The organism is Bacteroides gallinaceum (genome assembly GCF_030373775.1).
GTDB lineage: Bacteria > Bacteroidota > Bacteroidia > Bacteroidales > Bacteroidaceae > Phocaeicola > Phocaeicola excrementipullorum.
The window spans coordinates 14,853-39,612 of sequence record NZ_JAUDEN010000024.1; the positions used below are offsets into that span (position 1 = coordinate 14,853).

Genomic DNA, 24,760 nt, shown 5'->3' on the forward strand with positions numbered 1-24,760 from the left:
TTTGATTACGATTTATATATGATTTTGGTATGACAAATCTCAATATATCATCTATTTTCAAGATTGAACTAGTCTAACATATCTCCAGAAATTGAAACTATAGTCTCAACAAGAATGACTGTTCCATCTTCCAATGCAATTTTCTTTTCAAAATCATCATATGCTCGTAATATTCCGGAAGTGCTTACATACCGACCTCCTTCCTTTTGAATATCAGGAATAAAATAGGTGAATGTAAAATTGGGACGCTCACCGATGTGGTCAATGGCATAAGCCAGCCGCTTGGACAGTATCTCCTGTTCGTCCGATGACAGTATCCGCCTCGGAGCGGTCTGCCGTGCGGTCTCGGCTATCGCCTCGTCATGGCCGGTCAAGGCGGCGAATGGCGCGAACTGGGCGGCACGGTTTATCATTGGCATCGGTTTCCGGGTCTTGGAAACATGGTGCGGAAGATTGATGATGTCGTCATATCTACTCATGGTGGCCTCCTATCTGCTGGTTGCGTTCCCGCTGGGTGGCTCCGTCCGCATAGTTCAAACCTTTAAGGATGGCGTTCTTGCCGAACTTCTTCTTTATCTGTAGCACGGCTTCCTGACGGCGGCGTTCCCTGGCCAGCACCTCTTCTTCGGCTTTCCATTCCTTTTCCAACTTCTCGTAATCGGTGAAAAGGTCGAGCTGTACCGCTCTATTGTCTGGTTGTATATCCGTCTCGTGCATAAGATGGTTTGCCGACAGGGTGATGCGGCGCACCAGCAGGTCGGGGTTTACGATGCGGTCAAACAGTCCGCCGGCCTTCTCCATGAGGATTGTTTCGGAAGAGGTCGGACGCTCCATGTTTACTGTTCCGTGGGCATGAACAGGGACTTGTCTGCCGTAGCGGTCGGTCGCTATTTTGCCTTGATACTTTTCCCGGATATCCCTGTCCGTCAGCGATTCGGTGTCATAGCCGATGGTCAGCACAAGCTGGTCGGTCACCAGTTTCTTGTCCACCAGGTCGAGTGAGACACTGTCCGCCATTTCCAGTACCACATTCCGTGCCTTGACTGCCGTATAGGGCGACTGGAGCACCTGTCCGCTGCTGACTGAGTTTGTTTCCGGACGGTATGCCTTTATCAAGTCCATAGTCACAGGTTCCCATCCCCAGGCATGGTCTATCAGCAGTTCCGCATTGACCCCGAACAGTTTATACAGCAAGTCCTCACGCTCAATGGAACAGCGGGCGATGTCGCCCATTGTCAGGATGCCGTAGGTGGCCAACCGTGCGGCAATTCCACGCCCCACGCGCCAAAAGTCCGTAAGCGGTGTATGCTCCCACAACAGACGGCGGTAGGTCATCTCGTCAAGCTCGGCTATACGCACACCGTCCTTGTCCGGCTTCATTTTCTTGGCCACAATATCCATTGCCACCTTGCAGAGATAAAGGTTCGTACCGATTCCGGCGGTGGCGGTGATGCCTGTCTCGGCCAGCACCTCCCGGATGATTTTCATGGCCAGCTCGTGAGCCGTCATCCGGTAATTCTTCAGGTAGGACGTCACGTCCATGAAAACCTCGTCGATGGAATAGACATGGATGTCCTCCGGGGCGATGTGGCGGAGATACACCTCATAAATGCGTGTGCTGTACTGGATGTAATGTGCCATGCGCGGCTGTGCCACCAGATAGTCCACGGCCAGTTCCTTACGCGAGTCCAGCTCCTTTTTGGAGTGGGACTTCCCGGAGCGTCCCCGCTGCCGGTTCACCTCACGCACCCTCTGCACCACCTCGAACAGCCGTGGCCTGCCGCCGATGCCGTAGCTTTTCAGCGCGGGCGACACGGCCAGGCAGATGGTCTTCTCCGTCCGCGATGGGTCGGCCACGACCAGGCATGTGTCGAGCGGGTCAAGTCCCCGTTCGACACACTCCACCGAGGCGTAGAATGACTTCAGGTCAATGGCTATGTATTGGCGTCCGGAATGCATGTTCATCGGTCTCCTTTGTTATAGCCCACCGTGGGTTCGGCGGCAATGGCAGTTTCATCCGTTGGATTTTCTAAAATGTAGGGCCGTATCTGTTTGGACGATGCCGGTTGCGCCAGTGCCGGGTTCAACCGCTCTTTCAGTCTCGTGTTGCGTTTCAGCACCGTCATGTTGCGTATGGCAAACGACAGTGCCTTCTTCGTACCGATGAGTACGCATATCTTCTTGGCACGGGTGATGCCCGTGTAAATCAGGTTGCGCTGCAGCATCACATAGTGGGTCATCAAGACGGGCATCACCACGATGGGGTATTCCGAACCTTGCGACTTGTGGATGGTGGTGGCATAGGCCAGCGTCAGCTCGTCCAGTTCCGAAGCATCGTATTCCACCAGTCTGCTGTCGAAGTTGACGGACAAGGTGCGCTCCTCCAAATCGACCGATTCTACGAAACCCAAGTCTCCGTTGAACACATCTTTGTCATAATTGTTCCGCAACTGCATCACCCTGTCACCCTGGCGGAACAAATAACCACTACGGTTCAGCGACACACCCGAAGGATTCAGTGCCTGCTGCAAGGCCATGTTCAGGTTAGCCGCACCTACTGTTCCCCGTTGCATGGGCGTCAGCACCTGGATGTCGGCTGTTTTCCGGTGATAGGCTTTGGGCAGGCGGTTCTTCACGAGGTTCACGATTTCCTCGGCTACCTTCTCCGGGGCTTCCTGTTGCATGAAGAAGAAGTCGGTGTCCTTGCCGTTGCTGGTATCGGGGAAACGGCCCTGGTTGATGGCGTGGGCACTCATCACAATGCGGCTGGACTGTGCCTGCCGGAAGATGCGCGTCAGGCGGATGACGGGTATCTTTTTACTGTCGATAATATCGCGGAGTACGTTGCCGGCTCCTACGCTGGGTAATTGGTCGATGTCGCCCACCATGACGAGGCGCATGGAAGTGGAGACCGCCTTCATCAGATTGTTCATCAGGATGATGTCTATCATGGAACATTCGTCCACGATGAGCGCGTCGCCTTCCAGCGGATTCTCTTCGTTGCGTTTGTAGCCGTCCTTCGGATTGTACTCCAGCAGGCGGTGGATGGTTTTGGCCTCCATGCCCGTAGCCTCGCTCATCCGCTTGGCAGCCCGTCCGGTGGGAGCGGCCAGCAGGATGCGTAGCCCCAGATGTTTCAGTGCGGCGATGATACCTTGGGTCGTAGTGGTCTTGCCTGTGCCGGGCCCGCCAGTCAGCACCATAACCTTGGAGCGAAGGGCTTCCCCGATGGCCTGCAACTGCACCTCGTCATACGTGATGCCAGTTTCCTTGGACAGTTCCGCTGCATTGAACCGGGTCGCAAAGAGATTGCTTTCCGATTCACGGAGCAGGGCAAGCAGACGGTTGGCCGTGCCCACCTCGGCAAAGTAGAACGGAGGCAGGTAGATGGCTTCATCCTCTGTCTTCAGGTCTTCCGTCCGTGCCATGTCGGTCAGGGTTTTGCGGATGGAGTCCTCATCCGCTTCCAACAGACAGATGGCGGCTTTCACCAGCTGCTCCTCCTCGGCATACACGTGTCCCTCATTGGCCAGTTGGTTCAAGGTATAGATGATGCCGCTCTTGCAGCGACGCAGGTCGTTCTTCTCATATCCCATCTTCCCTGCGATTCCGTCAGCTGTCTTGAAGCCGATGCCCCAGATGTCATCCGCCAGGCGGTAAGGGTTCTCTTTCACTTTGTCGATGCTCTCCTTGCCGTATTGGCGGTATATCTTGGCTGCATAGGCCGTGCTTACCCCATAGCCTTGCAGGAAAAGCATCACGTTCTTGATGTCCTTCTGCTTCTCCCAGCTCTCGCGGATTTTCTCCACACGCTTCCTGCCGATGCCCGGCACTTCATACAGCCGTTCGATGTCGGTCTCTATCACCTCGATGGTATCCAGCCCGAACTGCTTCACAATGAGTTGGGCGAACTTCGGCCCGATTCCTTTCACCAGACCGCTTCCCAGATATTTCTCAATGCCATAGACAGTGGCAGGCATCACTTCCTCCCAAGTCTGACAGACGAACTGGCTGCCATAACGCTTGTCCACCTTCCAGTCACCTTCGCACAGCAACACGCTTCCGGCAGGCACCTCCAACAGGTTGCCCACCAAGGTCACAAGGTCGTCATAACCTTTCACCTTGACTTTCATGACAGAATATCCGTTCTCCGGATTCTGATAGGTGATGCGTTCCACTACACAGCGAAGTTTGGGCATAGACGTTATTTTTTTAAGAATAAATCTTTTAATTTGGCAATACAATCTTCAGACAGTTTTTCTTCCGGTTGGCAAGAACCGATTTTACAGTTGCTCAAGAAGTTTAGTTCCTGCAAGTCAACTATAATCGGCCCTTTGACCAACGTCAGTACATACGGGGCGCAATCATCAACCATGTTCAGTTCCTCCTCCGGATTCTCCAAGAAAAGCATGGCATCCTCGCCTATGGCAATTGTGTGCATCAGGTAGAGTTCAGCATCCGCTCCACATTGGTGAATGAATACCACCTTGTCACCTTTTCGGGGTAAATCTCTTTCCCAAGGAGGGAAACCACCCCAACGGAAATGTGTGATACCATCTTGATAAAGAAATTCCAAAAGGTTTTGGCAGGAACTGTTATCCATCTTTTGTACATACCAACTTTCCGTACTCTCTATCTTGCTTTTAATATAGATGGTCATACGTAAGCGTTCATCGTAAGTTCCATTATCCTTGACAGTGGTAAGTTCCGCAGTAAAGGCGTCACCCCATCCCATATCCATCATTTTCGCCACCATTTCGTTTTCCTTTCGTGGTACATAGCCGATGATGCAATCAAAGTCAAAATTTTCCGTATCACCTTCCATATCATCGGCTAATGCCACGGCCACCGCATTGCGGTCATGCTTATTGGCGCGCTCGCGAATCAAGACTAGCTCCGCACCTTCATACAGCTCATCCCAAAAGTCTTCCGGATGATGGAAGTTCCAGCCGGCAACAGCACATTCCTTGAAAAACGCCCTTTTCTTTTTGGGTTCGGGAAAATTGGACATTCCTTCAGGAAGCGGTACAGGCATACCTTCTGTAATTTCTATTTTGTCATTGTATTCGGGTGGGGCAACATCACCTTGTAGGGCAATGAGGTCATTGTCCGTATCACCGCCCGGATTGAAGGTGTCAACCATTTCCTCCATTTGCCGGTCAAGTTCAATATTTTCAATACCTTTCTCCTTTAATTGCCTTTGCAGGTCTTGCAGTTCAGTGTCACATTTGGGGCATGTGCCAGCGCAATCCCCTTCGTGGCGGCATTCTGCTGGCTGATAGGTCAATCCATACTGCGTGGCTATCCGCTTTCGGATTTCTCTGAGCAAATTGCATTTATCCTTTCCGTTCATGTTGCAGTCCTTTTGTTTGAGGGTGATACTTTGATTCTCTTTGAAGGTAGCGTACACATTCAAAATTCGTAAACCCCATTCTTTCCAGTTCATCAAGGCTGTAGTCCACATCCTTATCCGTATTATAACCAGGAATAAGGGGGACTTTCACGGTGATATCCTTCACCCGGCAGGTCTGGAGCAGTACGCTCAGTGAGTGGTCACGGATACAGCTCGGTTGCCCGGTATATCGTTCGTAGATGACATGGTTGATGTCCTTTATATCCACTATCCAATGGTCTACTATCGGTGCGAGTTGTCGGATGGTGTCTTCAGGACAGTAAAGTGAGGTTTCCAATGTGATTTTCCAGACATTACCGCATATCCGACGAAATTCCTCTATGAAACTGGCGTATCGGGTCGGCTCGCCGCCCCCAAAACAGATGCCACCTCCCGTTGCCTGAAAGTAAAGGTCGTCTACCTTCACACGGTCATAGAGTTCATTGACATCCAATTGTATGATTTCTTTTTTCAACGAAAGGCCATTGTTGCTATACGAATAGATTTCCTCATGACAGCGGTTGTTCAGACAGTAGGCACACCGAAGCGGACAACCCATGAAACAAACCAACGTAGTGATTCCATGGCCGTCCGTTCCCATCCGTAGACGGTCTATGGCAAAGATGTGAGCCAGACGAAACGCTTGATGCTTGTCCGATGATTTCATAGTGAATGCTACTTATTTTATCTTATTGAGTTTTTCTCTCACATCCATCAATGCGAACCCAAGCAGGTTTTCTCCTTTCCATAAACGGGGGTTCCTGCAGTCTGGGTCATCTTCTTTCATGCCAATCCCCCAAACTGTATCGTAGGGGCTGGCTTCCACCAATATCTTATCTCTTGTGCCAAGCAGAAAGACTTTCAGCTCTTCATTATCCATGAATTTGTGCAGATTGCCGGTAATGACAATTTCCATACGATGCTTTTGCCATTTGTATTCGTCAAAATTCCGCACTTCTCTACCTAATGCCTTAATCTCTTTCGGATCTGTAGATGCCAAGATTCTTTTTCTTGTATCTTCATCGCCCATGATTCGTGCCTTTTCTGCCATCATGAACTGTTCCGCACAGTTGTAATGGATACCATTTACGGTAAACCTGCAAGGGAACCATTGGCTGAGACAGGCTTTGGTCGTTTCACCCGGCTTGCCGTGATGTCCCCAAAAGAACAAGAAATCCGGATTGGAAATATCATAGAGGTCTTCTTTCCTTAATCCTCCATTCACATTCGTATAGTCTAAAGTGCGGTACCATTCCCTGAAACTATCCAAATTCGCGAAATCACCTCCCCAATGAAGCCAGCGGTTAAGCAACAGGGCTTTCATCGACATGGGCACACCGTCATCCGGGCATAAGTCGGCAAGTCCGCAATGTTTGTAATAATCCAAATCCTCTTCTATGTGAGGATGGTCTTGTGGAAATAGATTGAACTTCACCCAGCATCTTTCATAATTAAACAACATGCCCTTCATCTGTGAACGAAAAGGACATAATCGCTCTCCTTTATAATAATGGCACTGTTCCAGCAGCATCAGCTTCTGTGGTGGAAACTCGGCCGACATATACATTCCGAACACCCATTCTTTATTGACCGGTTGGTGCATGAGGTCATCAGTAAGTACCACTCCTCTTTCAAAGTCTTCGCACAGACCATACTTTTCAAAGTGTTCGTGCCAATCATAATGGTCATAACTGCCCCACAACAGTTCAAAATAGTGCTGATGTTCCCAGATACCGTGAGAAAGCGTACCTGCGGAATAGGGATTCTTTGCTTGCATCCGCTTTGCCAACACGTCAATAGCGGCCTTGCTTAACGGACGGCTTTGCATGATTACCTCCTCAAACGATTCCGGCAACACAATGTTTTCTTCCACTATCGCTTCTTTGAACAAGGGAGCGATGTCCTCCGCCTTGAATCCGGCTATTCCGCAACCAATGGGAGTCACCAGAAAAGTCAGTTCCTTGCGTTCCTTGGCAAAAGCAATGAACTCATCCACATAGGGGCGAATGGTTTCCACGCCACCTTGCATGGTCGGTATGGCATAGCATTGACCTTGCAACCCTACACCATTGCCCCAGATGGCACCGAACTTTTCGTATGCCATACGTGCCGCTCCCCCACCGTGCATTCCTTGCAGATTGCTTCCGAATACAAAAATCTCATTCGCCCTTAGGTTCGTGATTCTTTCTGGTGTATATGTGGGTCTGAAGTATTCCATATTTGTTCAATTATTGGTTTCGTTTTGGGTATGGTTGATGGACACATTGAATGCCTTGCAACGGCGGTTCTGCTGGTTGGCCCGACTTAGGGAGAAACGGCCGAACTTTTCATAGATGTCCAGTCCGCGCCCCAAAGTGATGGTCCATCCCGTGTCGGTCTGTATCATGCGGTCGTGGTCGGCCTTGAAGTCGTAGGTGAACTCAATGCCCAGGGGCAGCAGTTCATCGGCCAGGTCGTTGAAGCTGTCTATTACTTCCGCCACCTTCTCATCGTCCTCGTTCTGTGTACTTAGGTGAATCTTGATGGTGTCCTGCACGGATGTCACGTCACGCACCATCTGGATAAAGTCTACCAAGTTGTCTATCTGGTAGGGTTGACGGATAAACGGGTCGGTCAGCCTGATTTCCTTGGCCGTGCGCAGATAGTCGCCAAAGAGTCCCTTATAGGTGATGCCGCCCTGGTTTTCGCGGATGGTGATGACCTTGGAAGTCAAAGCAGGAATACGGGGACGTTTTCCCTTGGTGGTAGAGGATGATGTTTCGGATGTGGTTCCCTCCATGCCTGCCTTTTGCTCTTGCTCCGAAGACGGATGGGCATTGTCTTGATTTTGGCTCGTGGCATTTTGAGAATCAAACTCCAAGCCTTCCAGCGTTTCCACTTTCACGCTTTCTCCCGTGGGCAACCAGGTGTAGACAAACTTTGCAGGCTCTGCATTGAAAGTCTCGTCAATGGCATACAGCTGATCCTTCACACGCTTGCGCCCTTCGGTGGCAAAGTCTATGATTTCCCGTGCTTCCTCATCGGTCATCCGACCGTCTGGATAGAGCAACTTGCTGAATCCGGAAAAGGTCTTGCGGATGGCCAGATGGTCGCGTTCGGACAGCGAGCCGTCAAATCGGGCGTACTCCTTCAGTGCCGATGTGCGGTCGTCATTCCGCAACTCGTGCAGCACGGCGGCTATATAGTCTGTAATCAGTCCGTATCCGGTCGAAAAGCTGTTCTTCTTCAGAATCCTGACTTCCCATCCGGGATTATACAAGTGGATGCGGTCGAGGAAAGCCCCTTTGATGAAGGAAGTGGGAATGGACTCAAACAGATGCGAGTTTTTCAACATATAGGGCACGGTGTGCTTGGTGTTTCCCACAAATACCATCGACGCGCTGGCTTCATGCGTCCCCTTGCCTCGGTTAAACGACTTGTTGGCCAGGTAATTCTGCATGGTGTCTATCAACACGGCATCCACGTTGCGGCCTTTCTGCTGCTCGAATTCGTCCCATGCCACCACGTCCCAGTAGCCCACTAGTCCCAATATTTCCTTGTTGCCCTGCATCTTGACAAACAGCCGCGCCGAGGTCACGTCGCCTCCGCTGACCAGCACGCCGTAGGGCGACAGTTCCTGGAACACGTGGCTCTTGCCCGTGCCTTTAGGCCCCAGCTCCACAAAATTGTAATTGTTTTCCACATGAGGCAACAGCCGTGCCAACGTGATGAATTTCTCGCGTCGGTTCATCACCTCCGGGTTCAGGCCGACCGTGTGCATCAGGAAGTCCAGCCATTCCTCCGTGGTGAAGTTCCGGCGTTGCTCGATGTATTCTTCCAGGTCGATGTGGGAAATCTGTATGGGTTTCAGGTTCTGTATCTCCCAACGCACCTTGACCTCTTCGCCCGACACATACCCGATGGTGACAATGCACCATACGCCGTTGCCCGACAGCAGTTTGGGATTCTTGCGGACATACTCTGTCCCGATGGGCACTCCCGACAGACCGAGATTGGCAAAGGTGGCGTTGTACTCATCGCTCCGCTCGTTGAGAGTGACGGTCACCTTGTCTATTACCCTGTGCTTGCCATGCTCGCGGATGACGCCTTTGATGCTTTCCGCCTCCGCACGATACACGTAATTGTTCCGGATCACCTGCTTGACTTTCTCCAGTCCGTCGTTGATGATTTCCTCGTCATCACTGGCGCAATACTGTCCCAGCAGATACTCCAACACGTAGGTGGGTACCGGCAGTCCGCCTTTCACGAGGAAAGCCAGATCCTTCCGCACCACCTTGCCGATGAAGGCATCCAATATCTTTTGCTGCAGTTCCATCATTCAAAGTCAAAATCGTTTTCAATTAAGGTATTGTTCGTCACATTCTCTTTGATGAGCGGATTCAGGTCGTCCGCTGCGTCAAACACTTTCAGTTGGAGCACCTTGGCGTCCACGTTCCGGTTCAAGGTCAGGTCCACCTGAATCTTCCGGTTGTCCAGCGACGGGTCGGTCTTGTCCAGCAGGATATCCTTGACAGGTGTGACCGGCTCGTCGTTGTGATACAAGGCCACGCGGATGTATCTTTCCTTCATGTCCATGGAAACAGCCTCCGTCTGCAACAGCTTGAAGCGCAGCCGGGATGCCTGGATAGACAGTTTGCGGTCGAGCACCATCACCCCCACAGGCTGTTTGTTGTCATCGCGCTCCTGATGACATATTATAATAGGTATGATTAGTTCCTGCATGGAAGCTCCGCCATGCGTGAACATATATCCCCCGGAAGGTGCCGCCAAGCGATTCGTTCCCTGCGGCACGGCCACATACACATCGCTTCCGTTCAAGATACCCGACACTTCACTGAGCGGAAACTTCACCATCCCCGTGGCTTCGGCATCCGAGCGGGTCAGATAGTAACGGGTGCTGCGCTCAATGGTTTCCTCTTCTATCTTGTGCTTGTCTTTTTCCGCAAAGTCGATGTCATTGAACAGGAAACCGTGGTCGCTGGTGACATACACTTCCGTAACGTTGTAGCTTGCGAGGATTTTGGGAATCATCGTGGCCAGTTCGTTGATGGCTTCCCGGCATGCCTGCGTCACTTGCTTGGCCGTACCGTCGTGTCCGGCCTTGTCTATCGTGTCGTGGAAGATATACACCAACGGATGTTTGAATATCTCGCGGTTCTTCTGTTGGTTGTATTCCGCTACGGTTTCAAACGGAACACAGATGGCTCCGTCCTTGTATCTTTGCAAGTGTTCCGAGCGTTTTTCGGTGGTGCTCAGTATATGGTCGTCTACTGACATATTCTGACTGTCCTCTTGTCCATAGAGTTTCAGCTCCCAGTGGGGTAAAAGCGTCGGTTTGCCGTATTTGGTCTCCGTGGGCAGCATGGCCAGCATGGCTTTCAGCGTGGCGACATGCTTGGACCGGGCCAGTTCGCCTATCAGTTCTTGCGCCACCTCGTAGCGCAGGGCGTCGCTCACGATGACGGCCACTTTCTTCTGCATGGGCCGGATGCGCTTCTCATAGAAATCTTGCTGACGGGACAGGTGTACTCCGCCCATGCCTCCGGTTTCCTGAATGCAGCGAGTCCATTCCTGATTCATGCGGTTGTTGAGCTTGCTGTAATGCAGGTCAAGACTGTGCTTGGCCTGCTGGATGTCGGGGAACAATCCGCACGAAGGGTCCACCTTGAAATACTGTTCGGTGGCCTGCCGGTAAAGCTGGTCCAACACGTAATAATCCTCCTGATAGCGCATCACGTATTCGTTGGGCGTGTTGAGCGTGAGCGAGCCGAGTGCCAATGCTTTCTGGTAGTATTGCGCCACGGTCAGGCAATAGTCCATGGCCGCTGCCGTCATGCCGCGTCCGTTCAGCTTCAGCATCAGGTCTTCTATCCGTCTGATGACCGCCTCCGGCTCGGTTTCCATCTTATCCTTGAGCAGTCCGGCCACGATGGGCTGGCAGAGGCGTGGCGGCACGAAATAGTAGTTGGCGTCCGTTCCGTACCAGCGTATCAGTTCATCATCGCGGACGGCATCGCCCAGTTCGTCCATCACCTCCAACAGCGCGTCCGCCGTCTTTTCCTGACTGAGTGCCAGTTCCAAGAGGCGGTTCATCTGTTGCAGGGCAAGGGTGTTGTCTATGCGCCATTGCTTATAGTTATCCGCTGCCACGGGGGCAAGATTCTGCACGATAGCGTTGTATTTCAACACCTTCACCACATCAGCCACTTTTTCTTCCGTATTGTCATCGATGGTTGTGCCGAAAATGTCTGTCAGCTTCCGCCCCAAGGCTTCGGCCGCATCCTTGCATTTGCGCAGCTTCACGAAGAAGTCCGTCCGCTTCTGTTGCTCCGCGTCCCGTCCCAACAAGATGACGCGCAAAAGGATAGCATCCCATTCCAGGATGCGCTGCACGCCCATGTAGCTGCTGATGAATCCTCGGACCAGCTTGTCGGTCGTGATGCTCCGGTCCTGGTAATAGGGGGCGAACAGGCGCAGCATCCTTTCCGACTGCAACGCCATGATGTTCCTTTCCACAAAGCGCATCATCGGCCTGTCCGTGTCGGGTAATCCGTACTGTTGCATAAAGGCGGTATAATCTTGGCTTTTGTATTCCATGTTGGCCGTCAGCACGTCGAGCAGCGGGAAATTCTCCCTCAACGATTTCTTTTGCAAAGGGGACTCCTGATGGAAGTATAACACCACCCGGTCATCGGCCCAGGCGTTGTCCAGATTGTACTTCACAGTGAACCAATCCCCCTGGAAGTCCACAAAGCGGTAGCCTTCCTTCCACTGCACCTCGCGAAGCTCGTCGGCCAGGAACTCGTCATTAAAGATAAAGAGGACTTTCAAGTCAGGCTCTCTATCAAAGTAATTGTATATTTTGTCTATCGCGCTCATTTCTTCCGGTATTTTTGGTTCATGTCGGAAGGTCTTTCTGGTATTGTTCTTTCCAAATACCCTGCTTCAACCAAGTCCGTAATATAAGTTTGGATATTCTTGCTATGATAACTTACCCCGGCTCTTTCAAGTATTTCACGACTACTACGAGGTACGTTGCAATAATTGACCACATCCTTTTGCTTGGGAGTGAGTTTCATCCGGCGAGTGTCAGGGGTCACACCAAAAGTGTCAGGGGTAGCCTCATTTTTGCCAGGGCGAGTGTCAGGGGTCACATCAAAAGTGTCAGGGGTAGTCTCGTTTTTGCCGGGAATAGTGTCAGGGGTAGCCTCGTTTCTGCTAAGGATAGTGTCAGAGTCCGCCTCTAAATTAGGATTCCTTTTTATCGTAATCAAAAACTCATGTATCCTTTCGTCATTCTTGAACTCTACTTGCAGCCCATCTTCCAAGGCACGCTGGATACCCGTACCAGCTCCCGTATAAGGCAGGAGATAGATGGCATTGTTGAAAAGGAAATTGTTACGGGGCATGGAGGTGCCGTTGGTAATGTCTTCCACTTGCAAGCCGTTGGGCAGGATGCCGGGACTGTGTATCTCCACCCGGTTGTCAAAAATGAATATACGGATAGGTGCATTCCAGTTCAGAGAGCGGTGAACAAGGGCATTGACCACAAACTCAACCAGGCTGCTATAAGGAATTTCGAGCCTGCCCAACGAATTAAATTCTTTCTCCACCTGTACGTTTTTAAGATTCCGGGTAAAGAAAGCCATGATGGTTTCAAACTGATGCAGCAGGTTTCCTTCCATATCCGCATCGTTCACTTTGTCTCGGAATTGCTTGCCGCCTATATGGTTCCCGACAAAACTGATGCACTTAGCCGTCATGACCGGCAGCCAACGCTGGGTGTATTTGCCGAACAGCAGCATGGCGGCTACGGTCAGACCTCCGTCCGGTCGGATAAAGCGCAGATTGCGCATCAGCTTGTTCAAGTCATGTCCCTTGGCAATGGCATTGGCGATATCGTCAAGAGAAGCTTCACGGAGAGCGTCGCCGACCAGACCTTTCTTCTCCAATACGATGGAGAAGCGGTTTTGCAGGAAAACCTTGAGGGTGTCTTCATCCAGGTCATCCAGCGTAGCATCTTTCACCACCGCTTCGTCCGGGGCGAAACTGCCGCATTCGGACATCATCTCCGCCAGTTCAGCATTATCAAACACCTTGCGCTTGTCTGCACCGTTCTTTATCCAGACTATGCCTTTATTGTCGTGGTAAGGCTTGTTGTTTCCCTCTTTGATGGTAGCCACCACCACGCTGCCGCCTTCCACTTGAGCCGTGTCAATATCGAGCAAGATGCTTGGAACGACATTTTCCGAAGCGATATTGCCGAGCATGTTGGTCGTTTCTTGCACCTCAGCATACGACAAGGGGTTAAATTCCCCTGTCTTGTCATTGATGCCAATTACAAGCTGACCTCCGCGATAATTACTCATAGCAACTAGTTCGCAGCCTATGTCATATTTGTCCAAGATGCGTTCCTTGAACTGCACCTTGCTTATTTCACCGAGGTCTCTGAGCCGTAGTATATCTTCTGTTGTCATAATCAATTCATTTTAATTATTGCATCCAATGGTTTCATGTCTGGGAACTCTTCAGACATAGATTTTCCTGAAAGTAGTAACAAAAATGTTGGTCTATCGTAGTGAAACTCTATAAAAATTAGACCATTCTCTTCTTTTTGAATATTTGTAATTTGGCAAGAATTAAGTATTCTATATCCAAATGGAATATTAAAGGTTCGATTATTCAATTCATACTTAAATACCCTTTCGTCTGTTGTTACAATAGAAATATGGTCATTTACTTTGAATGATTCAATAAGTTCTCCTCCTTTTTCTGTTTTCGTAGAAAAATTGAGTCCATCTTTATCATCACAACGAACATTTATGGGTTCTCGGTACAGATATGAACATATGTATGCTGCAATCCGCCAACTTTGTTCGGTACATTCATTATAGACTTTGAATTTTTTTCCGATAGCCAGTTCTATTCGTTTTATATCTTTGTAATACCGTTTAAAACATTCATAATTATTATCCTCAAGACTTTGTAGTGGACTTGTTAAATTTAATGGAAATTTTGAAAGCTCTTGAATAATAAAAGCTTCATTTGCAAATAAAGCACATGGCACCTCTATCCACTTTATAGCATTATCGTTATTCTTATATTGTTTCTTGAAGTCAAAATTAAATGTAACTGTTGCAGGAGAACCTTCTTGAAAAACATGAAGTTCTATTCTCATAAAATAAACGTCGCAATCAACATAGAATCTTATCGCTTTATCGTTCAAAAGATAAACCTTTGCCGTAACTGTTTCAAGAAAGTCTCTCGATGGAATTTGGAAAGTTAAATCAAATTTTTTTTCAACAGGAGAAACAAGAATTTCTTTAATATCACTTGTGAGGACTACGCCATTAACAAGGTGTTGACATTTCAGTAGATTTTCTCCCGCAATTCTAAAACAAGGTCTTTGTGGAAAGAATTGATTCGATACAAACTCTCCATCCTTCTCAAAATCGAGATTTTTCAGTTTTTCACCAATTTCAGCCTTAACAGACATCTGTATTTGATGTTGCAACGGTTTTTCGGTTGTCGATTCAACATTTTTTATAGCATTATTTCCTTGAACAGGAGTTTGAACTGTGGGAAGAATCTGATAGGATTTTAAGAATCGTGTACAAGTCTCTCCGGAAATATATTTATTTTTGAAATCCTCAGTAATATGCTCTTTCAACTCCTCTATAAGTTGCGTCAAAAAAACATTTGCTACGGCATCAAAATAATGCACCTTTAATTCTTTCAGTTTTGCCTGCTTCTCTGGTGAAATACCAGGAGCAATTAAAAACATTTCATTTTGATTGCTACCTTGTGCATCTGAAACCTTTTGGATTATGTCAAGTATGTTATTGTCTTCAAGGCTATATCCAATAAATAGAATATTCTTTGTTGCAAACTCAGTCTTTACCAAATCCCACATTATCGGATTTTTATTGGCGGTAAAAAACTGTTTGTAATCATCGGAAGTAATGACTACCGATCCAAAATCTGTAAAATCCCCATGGACTTTTACAACGGTAAAAGGCTTATTCATATAAGCACAATCAGCATCATTTCTGATTACGCATACTTCATTCTTTGCATAAGAATCTTCTAATAGGGTGTCATAATTTGTAGTAAAGATTCTTCTAAAGTGTGGAATCTTTGCCAACAAATTGTGGTCATCCATACATGTAGGAACAAAATCAAATGCCTCTCTCAATATCCTCATCAGCGGATTTCTACTGCCTAAATGGACTTCATTAACAAAGAAGTTTGACAAATCCGCAAGGCTATCATTTTCATGGGATTTTCTTTTTTCTGTATCATGAATTTCTCCTAATATAGCCTTTTGGAGGTCCCCAACAGATGGGGCACCGGCTTCCTTAGAGAAACCAGCGCCTATAAATAGCGATACTTGTTCGCGTCTAACTAATGAGATAAGCTCTTCAAACATACTTTTCCTATTTATTTCAGTTTCGCCAACACATCTCCGAACTTGGCATAGTTCACCACCACGCCATCATCCAGGTCGAAAGCTATCTGCTCGTCGGCCACGGTGTGCAGGCGGTCGTGATACTCGCGACACTCTGCAAGCTGCCGTGTGATACTGTCTAACTGCTTGCGCTCACGGGCATTGAGGTTGGCGGCGTTGGTTTCCATCTCGGTTTGCTGCTGCACCAACCATTCAATGTGGGGCAACAGGTACTTTGTGCGGATGCGCTCCGCCGTGTAGGCGTTCATGCGGTGCATGTAGGCAAGGCATTGGAAAGCACCTTTCTTTGACGAGAACAGCCAGTAGATGGGGCGGTTTTGGTACATCTTTTTGTGGTCTTTCCAGAAGTCTTTCACGAAATAGTCGTCAAGGCTCTTGCCCAAAGCGGCTTCCACACAGTTAAGATTGTCCACCAAGGTATCTTCGCCGAAGGCCACCACGAGCCAACGCTTGAACATCACCGTGGCATTATCTGCAAAGTCTGTATCGCTGGGCATCAACGGCAAAATGCCGTCCTCGTCAATGCTCCATTGCTTCCCGTTGAAGGTATAAGCAGCTATTTCTTCAGCTGTAGGTTCAGGATGGGCTATGTGCAAACCGGGCTTGTCAAGACGATAGCGGCCCAGCATACAGCCTACGGCATAGCTGATAAGCTGTTTCACGATAACATCATTTTGCCATACAATTTGCCCGTTCTCAATGTATATCTCTCCTTGTTGCAGGATAGTGATTTCCTCCGGCGGCACGTCGGGCGTCAGTTCGTCCTCCAGGCCATATATCTCGATAAACTGGCGGTTCAGTTCCTCCTCGTTGGCATGAAGCTGGAGGAATTGCTCTGTCCAATGCTCCCGGTAGGCATCCATCAGGTCGGACAGGCGGTGCGAACCTTCTCCGGCTTCCTTGCTGAGGCGGACGAGTTCGTTCTCTTGGAAATCCCAGGAGGTTTCGTGGGCGTCCCAGTCGGATTTACTGATGGAGATGTTTTGGGAAACGAGAGAATCAATAAATTCATTATCATTAATAATCAATGGAACTTTAAACGAATCCCCAATTTGAAATGATAGTGTCGGACATAATATTGATAAAAGTTCCATCATAACAGAACTATTGAAAAATCCCAAAATAAAATCACGATTCTTTTGTGGAAAACATGAAGGCCCGTTACAATCAAAAACGAAACCACTTGTAGTATATCTAGCATAAAAAAGATTAGAGCCTATACGTGGAAATGTAATACCCTCTTTGAAGTAATATGATGGATTTCTTATTACAGCCGGAGTAAAATTCTTAATTTCTTCTCCATCATTATGCCAGTTTATAACATATTCATTTAAACCATACCATCTTCTAAATCCTCCTCCTTTATTATAAGGGAACCATTTCTTTCTCGCTTCCAAAGCTTCTTCAGCAGAACTACATCCAAAGCCAATCTTTTCAAGATTGACTTCATGCCAATATCTGAGAAATCTCGCGTTGTCTGCTGTTTGCAAGCCAACACAGGGCTTAGCAACAGCAGACAACGCGAGATTTCCCGCGAAGCGGGCGAAAATTTTTTCAGAAACCCAATACCCAATCGGGCATCCCGGAATCTTCTCGAAGTTCTGTTGGGAGACGTGGGGATAGTAGATGCGATTTCCTTCCTCAGAATAAGGCAGAGAAATAACATCCTTTGTATATTTCTTAAAGTTATACTTAAAGTCATGATTTGCCAATGTTTGTTCAAAGAGCATACGAAGGTGTTGTTGGTCGAACTCTTGGAACGTACGTTCAATCAATCGGAAATACATACCGTATGTATCCTTGCTCTCTACATTGACTATCACAGCCGATGATGCGCCAAAGTCAGCTCCAAATACACCCCGACTGAGATGCAGGAGCGAGTCAATCGTTTGATGTTCTATAATCTGCTTTCTCAAACCCTCAAATGTGCTTAGGAACATCCATGACGGCGGTATGATAAAGCTATACCGTCCGTTCTTCTGCAAGAGTTGCGGCATCCTTTCCACAAAGACGGTTGCTAAATCGGCTTTACCTTCAGGATAGTTTTTCTTCACATAGTTAGACAACACGACATTCATATTGCCACCACCCATGTAGGGAGGATTCATCACCAAAGCGTGATACCGTTCCGTCAATGCCAGGATGATGCGCATGTAGGGCAGCAAGCCACTTACACTCTCACCGGGCATCGTTTGCTGTTCGTACTCCTCCGTGCGGACAGCAAGGATGTTGCGTGTGCGCTCCGAGAGGCCGAACTTCATGATGCTGCCCAAGTTGTCCGCCTCGTCCATCAAGCATACAGCATCGGCCAGTTCCGCAATGGCCTCGCCGTTGTCTGTCATTATATAGTCGGCCAACGCACGGGTCAGATGCTCCTTATCGGGATAAGGCTGCGGCATGTCCAGCACACGCGGCATGCAATGGCAGTCGGCAAAGGAGGCATCGCGCTGGCAAGCCTTCAACAGCAGGGCGAACTGTGCTAACTGCTTGGCGCGGGTGTCGATGTCGACGCCCGTCAGGTTGCGGCGGAAGATATTTTCGATAGCCTCGCGGCGGCTGTAGCCATCATTGATATATAAGGTATAAAGCATGTCGAACATCTCTCCCAGGATGTGGCCGGAACCACAGGCCAGGTCGGCCAGGCGCAGGTCGGTCAGGTCGCCGTAACGGAGGATGCGGTCGTCCGGGGTAGGCTCGGAGGGTTTCACCAGATATTTCCAGTCCTGCGCTGCTTCCGTCTCGTAGGGATTGTTGTCCAAATAGATGCGTCCCACGGTGTTCTGCACCATATACTTCACAATCCAATTCGGCGTGAATATCTGCGTGGCGGCAGGAATCTCGCTGGCGGTGAATTTCCCCTTCGCGGCAAACACCTCGTCCTTCTTCTCGGCGATGTAGAACTGGTAGAGCCAGCCGATAAGTTCGCTGGAGCGGTAATCCTCCTCGGCGATAAAATCCGTGTGGTTGATGAGGTCTACAAAACCGCCCTCGGCCAGAATATTGGCCGGCAACAGCAGCTCGGTGTAGTCGGCGATATGGCCGAAGCAGCGGTGGAGGATGGGCGTGGCATGGCAGAAGGCCACGATGAGCAGGCTGAACTGTTCCGTCGTCCGACTGTCATCGTCGAGCAGCGGCATCAGGCGGCTCCGCTCCTCCTCGTTCATCTGCGGCAAGCGTCCCTGCCGTGCCTCGCTCACGATGAGCGGCACGTAGACACCGGGACTTTCGTATTGGAGTACAGGCGGTATCAGTCCGTTCTTGGTCATGATGCGGATGGCCATCAGGCGGTTGAACCACGTGTAGGCGGCTTCCTCCGCCACGTCCTTCAGTCCGTGCCGATGGATGGCAGCGGCCAGTGACTGCCACTTGTGGTAGAAATCTTCCGTCACGGTGTCGCCCATAAAGGTGGCGCCGCCGCCCAGCAGTTGCGGCTCTTCCACGGGCGTACCGTCCGGTTGGAAGCCGAGGGCGGTGAAGCGATGTGCCACACCCTGCATCAATATATTGCGTGCTTCGGTTGCGAAGCGTTTCAGTTTGTTCGTTTCCATGCTTAGCTTACTATAATGTCGTTGTCTTCATTGATATACCGCATCAGTTGCACCTTGAGCGACTGCAAGTAGCGGTCTACATCGGCCTCGGTATGCATCGGCTCGGTGGCGTGCGTGTTCAAGCGGACAATCTTCCGCACACGCGGCCTGGGCTGTGGAGGTACTGGCTGTCCGCCGTCATCGTGTACCGAGCCGCCTCCATTGGCAGGCGGTGTCGGAGGCGTATAGGGCTTCGAAGGAATGGCGGCATTGATGCGGTGCATCTGTTCCTCGTAGAAAGACGACGTATCGGCATTGGCCTGCAGGGCATAAAAGTTGTTAGTGCCCGTATTCAGGGAAATGGTGGTGTCGCGACGGGCAAATTTGTCGCGGCTCACGTGCATTTCTCCGGCATACTTCTCCAGTTCATCGAACACGGCGTTGTAGCGGGCGGTGACGGTTTCCACCAATTCCTTGCGTTTCTGCTGCAGCTGTGCTTCTATGGCCTTCCTCATCTTGATGTAGGCAGGCATCTTCGTCCAAGGCTCTTCATCAGTGTGGATGGCACGCAGGGCGGCGACAGTTTCCTGGCCCTCCGCCGGAAGGAAGTCGAAGTTGTCGCGGTTGTCATCAATGAATTTGCACACCCCGTTGTAGCGGTCGAACTGTTCGCCGTAGAACATATTGATGCTCTTGCAGCGGTCGAACAGACGGGCGGCCTCGTCACGGGAGGCAATGATGGTCTCGAAGAACTTCTGAGGGTCGCGCACCGTGAGCCATTGCTCCATCAGCATAATGGCCTCGTCGATGGTATGCGCGAAGGGGCATCCGTTGATTTTACGTGAAAGGTCGCGGTAATTCCGCAAGAGCTGGTTGAGCGCACTGTCCTCAGTCTCCTTGCAGGCCCGGAACAGCTCCGTGCTATCGTTGCTGCCCTTCACGGAGACCACGTTGAAGATGTGCTTCCACGCCTCGATGAACCCGTTGAGCAATTCCTGCGAGATAGCCTTGGCCCGTTCGACGGTGAACTTCGCGGCATCACGAACAATGTTCCGCGCTGTGTCCTCACGGCTCACGTTGGGGTTGCCCATGTAATTATAGGCATAGAGATGGCGGCGCACCAGCTCGTTCAGGAAATAAATGGTGGCGAAATCGCTCCAACCGTAAGGAACACGGGCAAACTGTCGCAAGGCATCGGCCACAGTAACATCGTGTGGCTGACGGTCGAGCCAGTTCTTCACCTTCTCCTCTGCCGCAATGGGTGTCACAATCAGACTTGGATCTATCGGGCGGAGTATCTTGGCTGACAGTTCGGGGTTGGTGCGTGGCACTTCCCGATTGTCTGCGAGCTTGGCGAATGGATAAAGCGTCTCCATGTGTCGAGCCAGGAGGGTTTTGTAACGCTCAGCCTTCCGTGCCGTTCCCGTCTCGGAAGGTGAGAGGGCATTGGCGCAGGAGATGACGGGACAGGTGTCGAGCATCTGCTGGAACTGGGGCTTGATTTCCTTTTCGTAAAGTTCCTTGGCACGTTGCTTGAAGATTTCCTTAGTGCGCTGGCGTTCCTCGCTGATGGCAGGCTCCTGGGCGAACCGCTGCACCCGGCAATAGTAAAGGAAGTTGGCGCGGAGTTCCTGGTTCTCCTTGAACAACGGGTAAAGGAAGAACACCAGATGGGTGCCTTGCGGACTGTTGTTCAGGCTGAAGGCATACTGGTCGGGGTTGTCTGTGCTGGCCGTCGTCACGAAGTCCACTTGGATGTCCGCGTTGTTGCTGAGATAATTCCGTCCGTCGATGCTGATGCCCACCGTGAAGGAACGGGTGGCGAACTGCTCCTTGTTGGACGGATTGCCGAAATGGGCGAAGAAGATGTTGCGCAGCTCGTCGCTGTAGGTGTTGCTGTCCACCTGCTGGTTCTTGATAATCTGGGCCACCTTCGACTCTTCCTCGGTGAAGAACTCATAGATTTCGCTGCCCGCGTCGGTCTTCACCTTCCGGATGACGGCCTTGTCGATGAGATAGGCCAGGACGGCAGACACTTCCTGCTTGATGGCCGCCTTGCTGGCATCCACTTTCGACATGAGCAGGGTGACCACATTGTCGATGGTGGCGGAGAACTGCTGCTTGTCTTCCTCCTTCAGGTTGCAGATCATGAAGAGGATGTAGACCACGCGGCGGTAGAACGTCTGTTTCTTCTCGTCCTCAATGACATCAAGCGCCTGACGCGCGTTCTCGAAAGCCCGCTGTCCCAGGTGCTGCATGGAGCCTTGCACCATCGCGCCAAAGAACTTGTCAAACGGGATGAACTCACCCACCTCCATGTCCTGCGTCTCACGGGCGATGGAATAGGTGATGTTGATGAGCGAACGCTCGTTGCCCTTCACCTGCTTGTCCACATAGTTCATGGTCTCGAAGGAGTCGAGCACCTTCTTGATGAGCTGGAACTGATAGGGTACGAACGGATAATAGGCCACGAAGTTGTCCTTGTCGCGATAGGTCTTGTAGGTGCTGGGCAGGACAAACTGCGCGTCGAGCTTGGCCTTGTCCTTCGCATACATGTCGGCCAGCATCACTTCCGCTTCGCCTTTCTTGTCGAGGATACGCTTCTGCGTGATATATTCCGGCGAAGTGCCTTGCAGGGAAGCGCGTACCTCGAAACGTCCGAGAATCTTTCCGACCTCATCCTCCGGGTTGGTGGTGCTGCCGCCCACGTGGCTCACCACCTCTTCCAGTGTCTGTTGGGCGGTGCAGGCTATCCATACCCGCGACTCGCAGACTTCTTCCAACCGCTTGACCAGCGATTGGAGTTGTAGCAGGAGGTCGCGGTGCTCGCCAATGAACTGGCTCACCTCATCGACAAAGAAGAGCAAGCGGAAGTTGCGGTTGTGCTTGGCGTCAATATATTCCTTCATCTCCGCCGCAAACGATTCCACAGATACGTTGATGTCGTTGTTTAGAATTTTGGTACGAATAACATCTGTAGCCAGCGTGGGGTCTACCTCCTTGGCCATCTGCAAGGCCAGGTCTAACCGCCCGGCGGCAAAACGTGAGATGTTACGTTCCCAATCATAACCTTTGGATTTCAGATAATCCTTGAACTCGCCGAACTTGCCGTCATCGTCCAACGCCTTTTCCAGATACTGCGCCAAAGCGAGGTTGAACGAATTGTAGCCACGCTGCGCGTTGAACTGGTTCCAGAAGATAGTGGTGAATGCCTGGGCCTGGTTGGCGTTGGCATCGTGTACGTCGCCGATGTTGAACATCACCATCTGCACATCGGCCTGCGTGGAATACCATTTCTTCAACGCCTGGATTTCAGAAAGGGAAACGCCGTGGTCGTCGAGCTTGGTCATGCCATTGGAATTGCGCATGATTTCCTCGATGGCTTCTTCCAGACGCATGAAAGCCATTTCGCTGTAATGGGCATTGAGGCAGTAGCTGACATATTTCAGGAAGTGGGACTTACCCGTACCGAAATAGCCGTTAATCCAAATGCCTACGTGGCTGCCTTGGTTCTGGCGGATATTGACCAGAATGTCATAGAGGTTGATGACGATTTCTTCGGTGAACACGTATTCCACGATTTCAGTCATCACGGTATCTTCACTGAGGTCGGATGCCGACACAGCCGGATTCACTTTGCGGTCGAGACCTTTTGAATATAGTTCTTTGAATTTCATATCGGAAGCGTTATTTGTTGACTAATAAGATGGCACGGTAGGTATGGGAATCCTCCAGTATGTCGAACAGACTGAAGGAATTTCCCTCCTGATGTCCCGGATAGAAGAGGATAATCTTATACCGCGAGGTATCATTGTATTTCTCGTACCGGGTGAGAAACACGTTGGTACGCAGGTAAGGGAACATCTTGCCGATGCCGTGGATGAACACGTAAGGCTTGTTGTAGCCGTCGTTCAGAGCCATGTGGGCTTCAATCTTATCGCGCACAAAGCGGATGAAGTTGTCGGAGTTCGCCTCCGAAGTCAGTTCCGTGGTCACCATATCGGGATGGAGCCTGTCGCCCTCGAACGTGTCTTCCAGCAACGACGTGTCGCCGAACTTCTCATTCTGGAGATACTCGCAGAACACACGGAACAAATCCAACACCAGGGCGTTGACAAAGTTGGTGGGACGCTCCAGCTTCTGCTTGAACTCCTGTATCTGCCGGCGCATCTCGTATTCCTGGCTGGCAGGATACTGGTATATGTAATAGTTGTAGAAGATGTTGCCGCTTTTCTCATCGAGGAACAGCGGCGAACAAAGATACTCATACAACTCGTCTACGGTCATTCTCTTCATGGCAAATGGGATTTGATTTCGTTAATCTCATACGGATAAAGGAAACAGGCTTCCAGAAACCATTCCTCGCCCGTATGGATGTAATAAGCCGATTCTTCCGGACAGGGCCTGACCGGAGTCAGCTCGTCCGTTTTCTCCTGCAGCAGTCCGGTCTGCCGCAGGATGGTCAGATAGCAGCTGGCACATTTCTTTTTCGTGGCAGCTGACCAGCCGTCCACAAAAGCATCGTGCGCGGAGATTTCGTTGAACTCCATCTGTATGTCGTCAGCCGTGAGCTTATGGTCAATGGAGTTCCACTTCTTCATGGCCACATTGACATGAAAGTCAAATACGAGCTTATAGGCTTTCAGGATGGCATAAAACAGGCCAGCCCTTTGCCCTGCTTCGCTCCAATGCTGCCATTCTCTCCAGAATTGTGCCGGTACGGCTGCATAACGCCGCTTGAACTCCACAGCAAAACGCTGGCGCGAGGTACGGGAATTGACTTGAAGGATCTGGTTGTTTTCAACCTCTTCCTTCAACAGACTTTCAGCATCCGCACTCATCAAGACGGGAAGGATGCGTTTGAACTCATAATAGAGAAACGTGCATCCCGTCAGGGAAGTATATGGACTATTGTTCTTTTGCATACAAATCATTCCTGGCGTATTAAATCATTTACTGTCACACCGAGGCATTTGGCAATCTCGATGAGGGTTTCCAAGTTGGGTTGTGCACTGTTGGTACACCACTTTGAAATGGTTGCCGGGTCTTTGCCTAACTGCTCTGCCAGCCATTTATTGGTACGTTTTTTTTCGGCAAGCACCACCTTCAACCGATTTAAGTCTTTATTTTCCATATTGCATCAGTATGTATATGGCTACAAAAGTACGAATAAAAAGTGATAAACAGAAAAATGTAATCTCATCCATGCCCATTAGCCTTATATCAAGTTTCTGTACGTCAGGCCAGATGTTTGCCGCCGGCTTCCTTCAGATTCCAACTCACGGTGGACACCCTTGCCTTAGGCTATACACTTCCCGCTATCGGGCGTGTTACGGACTTGCACAGGTTAGAGTATGTTCGTGCTGGGCGAAC

15 protein-coding genes and 1 pseudogene are annotated in these 24,760 nt (G+C 50.1%); all 16 read right to left on the minus strand.

Annotation, left to right across the window (positions count from 1 at the left end):
• Positions 1-68: 68 nt before the first annotated feature.
• The 16 genes and pseudogenes from QUW60_RS12095 to QUW60_RS12170 all read right to left on the minus strand — a co-directional run bounded on the left by QUW60_RS12095 (position 69) and on the right by QUW60_RS12170 (position 24,521).
• Positions 69-479, minus strand: coding sequence for a hypothetical protein (locus QUW60_RS12095; RefSeq protein ID WP_289560788.1), 411 nt, complete (start codon positions 477-479; stop codon positions 69-71).
• Positions 472-1,965, minus strand: a complete 1,494-nt coding sequence (locus QUW60_RS12100; RefSeq protein WP_289560791.1) for a Y-family DNA polymerase — start codon at positions 1,963-1,965, stop codon at positions 472-474. The genes QUW60_RS12095 and QUW60_RS12100 overlap by 8 nt, the downstream gene beginning before the upstream one ends.
• A complete protein-coding gene (gene recD2 / locus QUW60_RS12105) occupies positions 1,962-4,199 on the minus strand; it encodes an SF1B family DNA helicase RecD2 (RefSeq protein ID WP_289560792.1) in 2,238 nt (745 codons plus the stop codon). Before recD2 ends, QUW60_RS12100 begins: the two co-directional genes overlap by 4 nt.
• A gap of 5 nt (positions 4,200-4,204) precedes the next feature.
• Entirely contained in the window at positions 4,205-5,353 is a 1,149-nt protein-coding gene (locus QUW60_RS12110; RefSeq protein WP_289560794.1) for an HIRAN domain-containing protein, read from the minus strand.
• On the minus strand, positions 5,337-6,059 hold the full coding sequence (locus tag QUW60_RS12115) for a radical SAM protein (RefSeq protein WP_289560796.1): 723 nt from the start codon (positions 6,057-6,059) through the stop codon (positions 5,337-5,339). Before QUW60_RS12115 ends, QUW60_RS12110 begins: the two co-directional genes overlap by 17 nt.
• A 12-nt stretch (positions 6,060-6,071) precedes the next feature.
• Positions 6,072-7,220 carry a riboflavin biosynthesis intermediates N-glycosidase gene (gene ybiA, locus QUW60_RS15130; protein WP_353479599.1) on the minus strand — a complete coding sequence of 383 codons (1,149 nt, stop codon included), beginning with the start codon at positions 7,218-7,220 and terminating at the stop codon, positions 6,072-6,074.
• A pseudogene (locus QUW60_RS12125) lies at positions 7,221-7,610 on the minus strand (A1S_2505 family phage non-structural protein); the annotation flags it as partial.
• Between the two features lie 6 nt (positions 7,611-7,616).
• Entirely contained in the window at positions 7,617-9,710 is a 2,094-nt protein-coding gene (brxL, locus tag QUW60_RS12130) for a BREX system Lon protease-like protein BrxL (RefSeq protein ID WP_353479598.1), read from the minus strand.
• On the minus strand, positions 9,707-12,271 hold the full coding sequence (pglZ, locus tag QUW60_RS12135; RefSeq protein WP_289560798.1) for a BREX-1 system phosphatase PglZ type A: 2,565 nt from the start codon (positions 12,269-12,271) through the stop codon (positions 9,707-9,709). Before pglZ ends, brxL begins: the two co-directional genes overlap by 4 nt.
• Positions 12,268-13,869: an RNA/DNA-binding domain-containing protein gene (locus QUW60_RS12140; RefSeq protein WP_289560800.1), complete on the minus strand. Its 1,602-nt coding sequence runs from the start codon at positions 13,867-13,869 to the stop codon at positions 12,268-12,270. Before QUW60_RS12140 ends, pglZ begins: the two co-directional genes overlap by 4 nt.
• A 2-nt stretch (positions 13,870-13,871) precedes the next feature.
• Positions 13,872-15,821: an SIR2 family NAD-dependent protein deacylase gene (locus tag QUW60_RS12145; RefSeq protein ID WP_289560802.1), complete on the minus strand. Its 1,950-nt coding sequence runs from the start codon at positions 15,819-15,821 to the stop codon at positions 13,872-13,874.
• 11 nt (positions 15,822-15,832) lie between these two features.
• Positions 15,833-19,408 (minus strand): BREX-1 system adenine-specific DNA-methyltransferase PglX, encoded by a 3,576-nt coding sequence (gene pglX / locus QUW60_RS12150; RefSeq protein WP_289560804.1) that lies wholly within the window; start codon positions 19,406-19,408, stop codon positions 15,833-15,835.
• 2 nt (positions 19,409-19,410) lie between these two features.
• Entirely contained in the window at positions 19,411-23,064 is a 3,654-nt protein-coding gene (gene brxC / locus QUW60_RS12155) for a BREX system P-loop protein BrxC (protein ID WP_289560806.1), read from the minus strand.
• Between the two features lie 10 nt (positions 23,065-23,074).
• On the minus strand, positions 23,075-23,683 hold the full coding sequence (locus QUW60_RS12160; protein ID WP_022384499.1) for a DUF1788 domain-containing protein: 609 nt from the start codon (positions 23,681-23,683) through the stop codon (positions 23,075-23,077).
• Positions 23,680-24,312, minus strand: coding sequence for a BrxA family protein (locus tag QUW60_RS12165; protein WP_125105366.1), 633 nt, complete (start codon positions 24,310-24,312; stop codon positions 23,680-23,682). The genes QUW60_RS12160 and QUW60_RS12165 overlap by 4 nt, the downstream gene beginning before the upstream one ends.
• Before the next feature lie 5 nt (positions 24,313-24,317).
• On the minus strand, positions 24,318-24,521 hold the full coding sequence (locus QUW60_RS12170; protein ID WP_022384501.1) for a helix-turn-helix transcriptional regulator: 204 nt from the start codon (positions 24,519-24,521) through the stop codon (positions 24,318-24,320).
• Between the last annotated feature and the right edge of the window lie 239 nt (positions 24,522-24,760).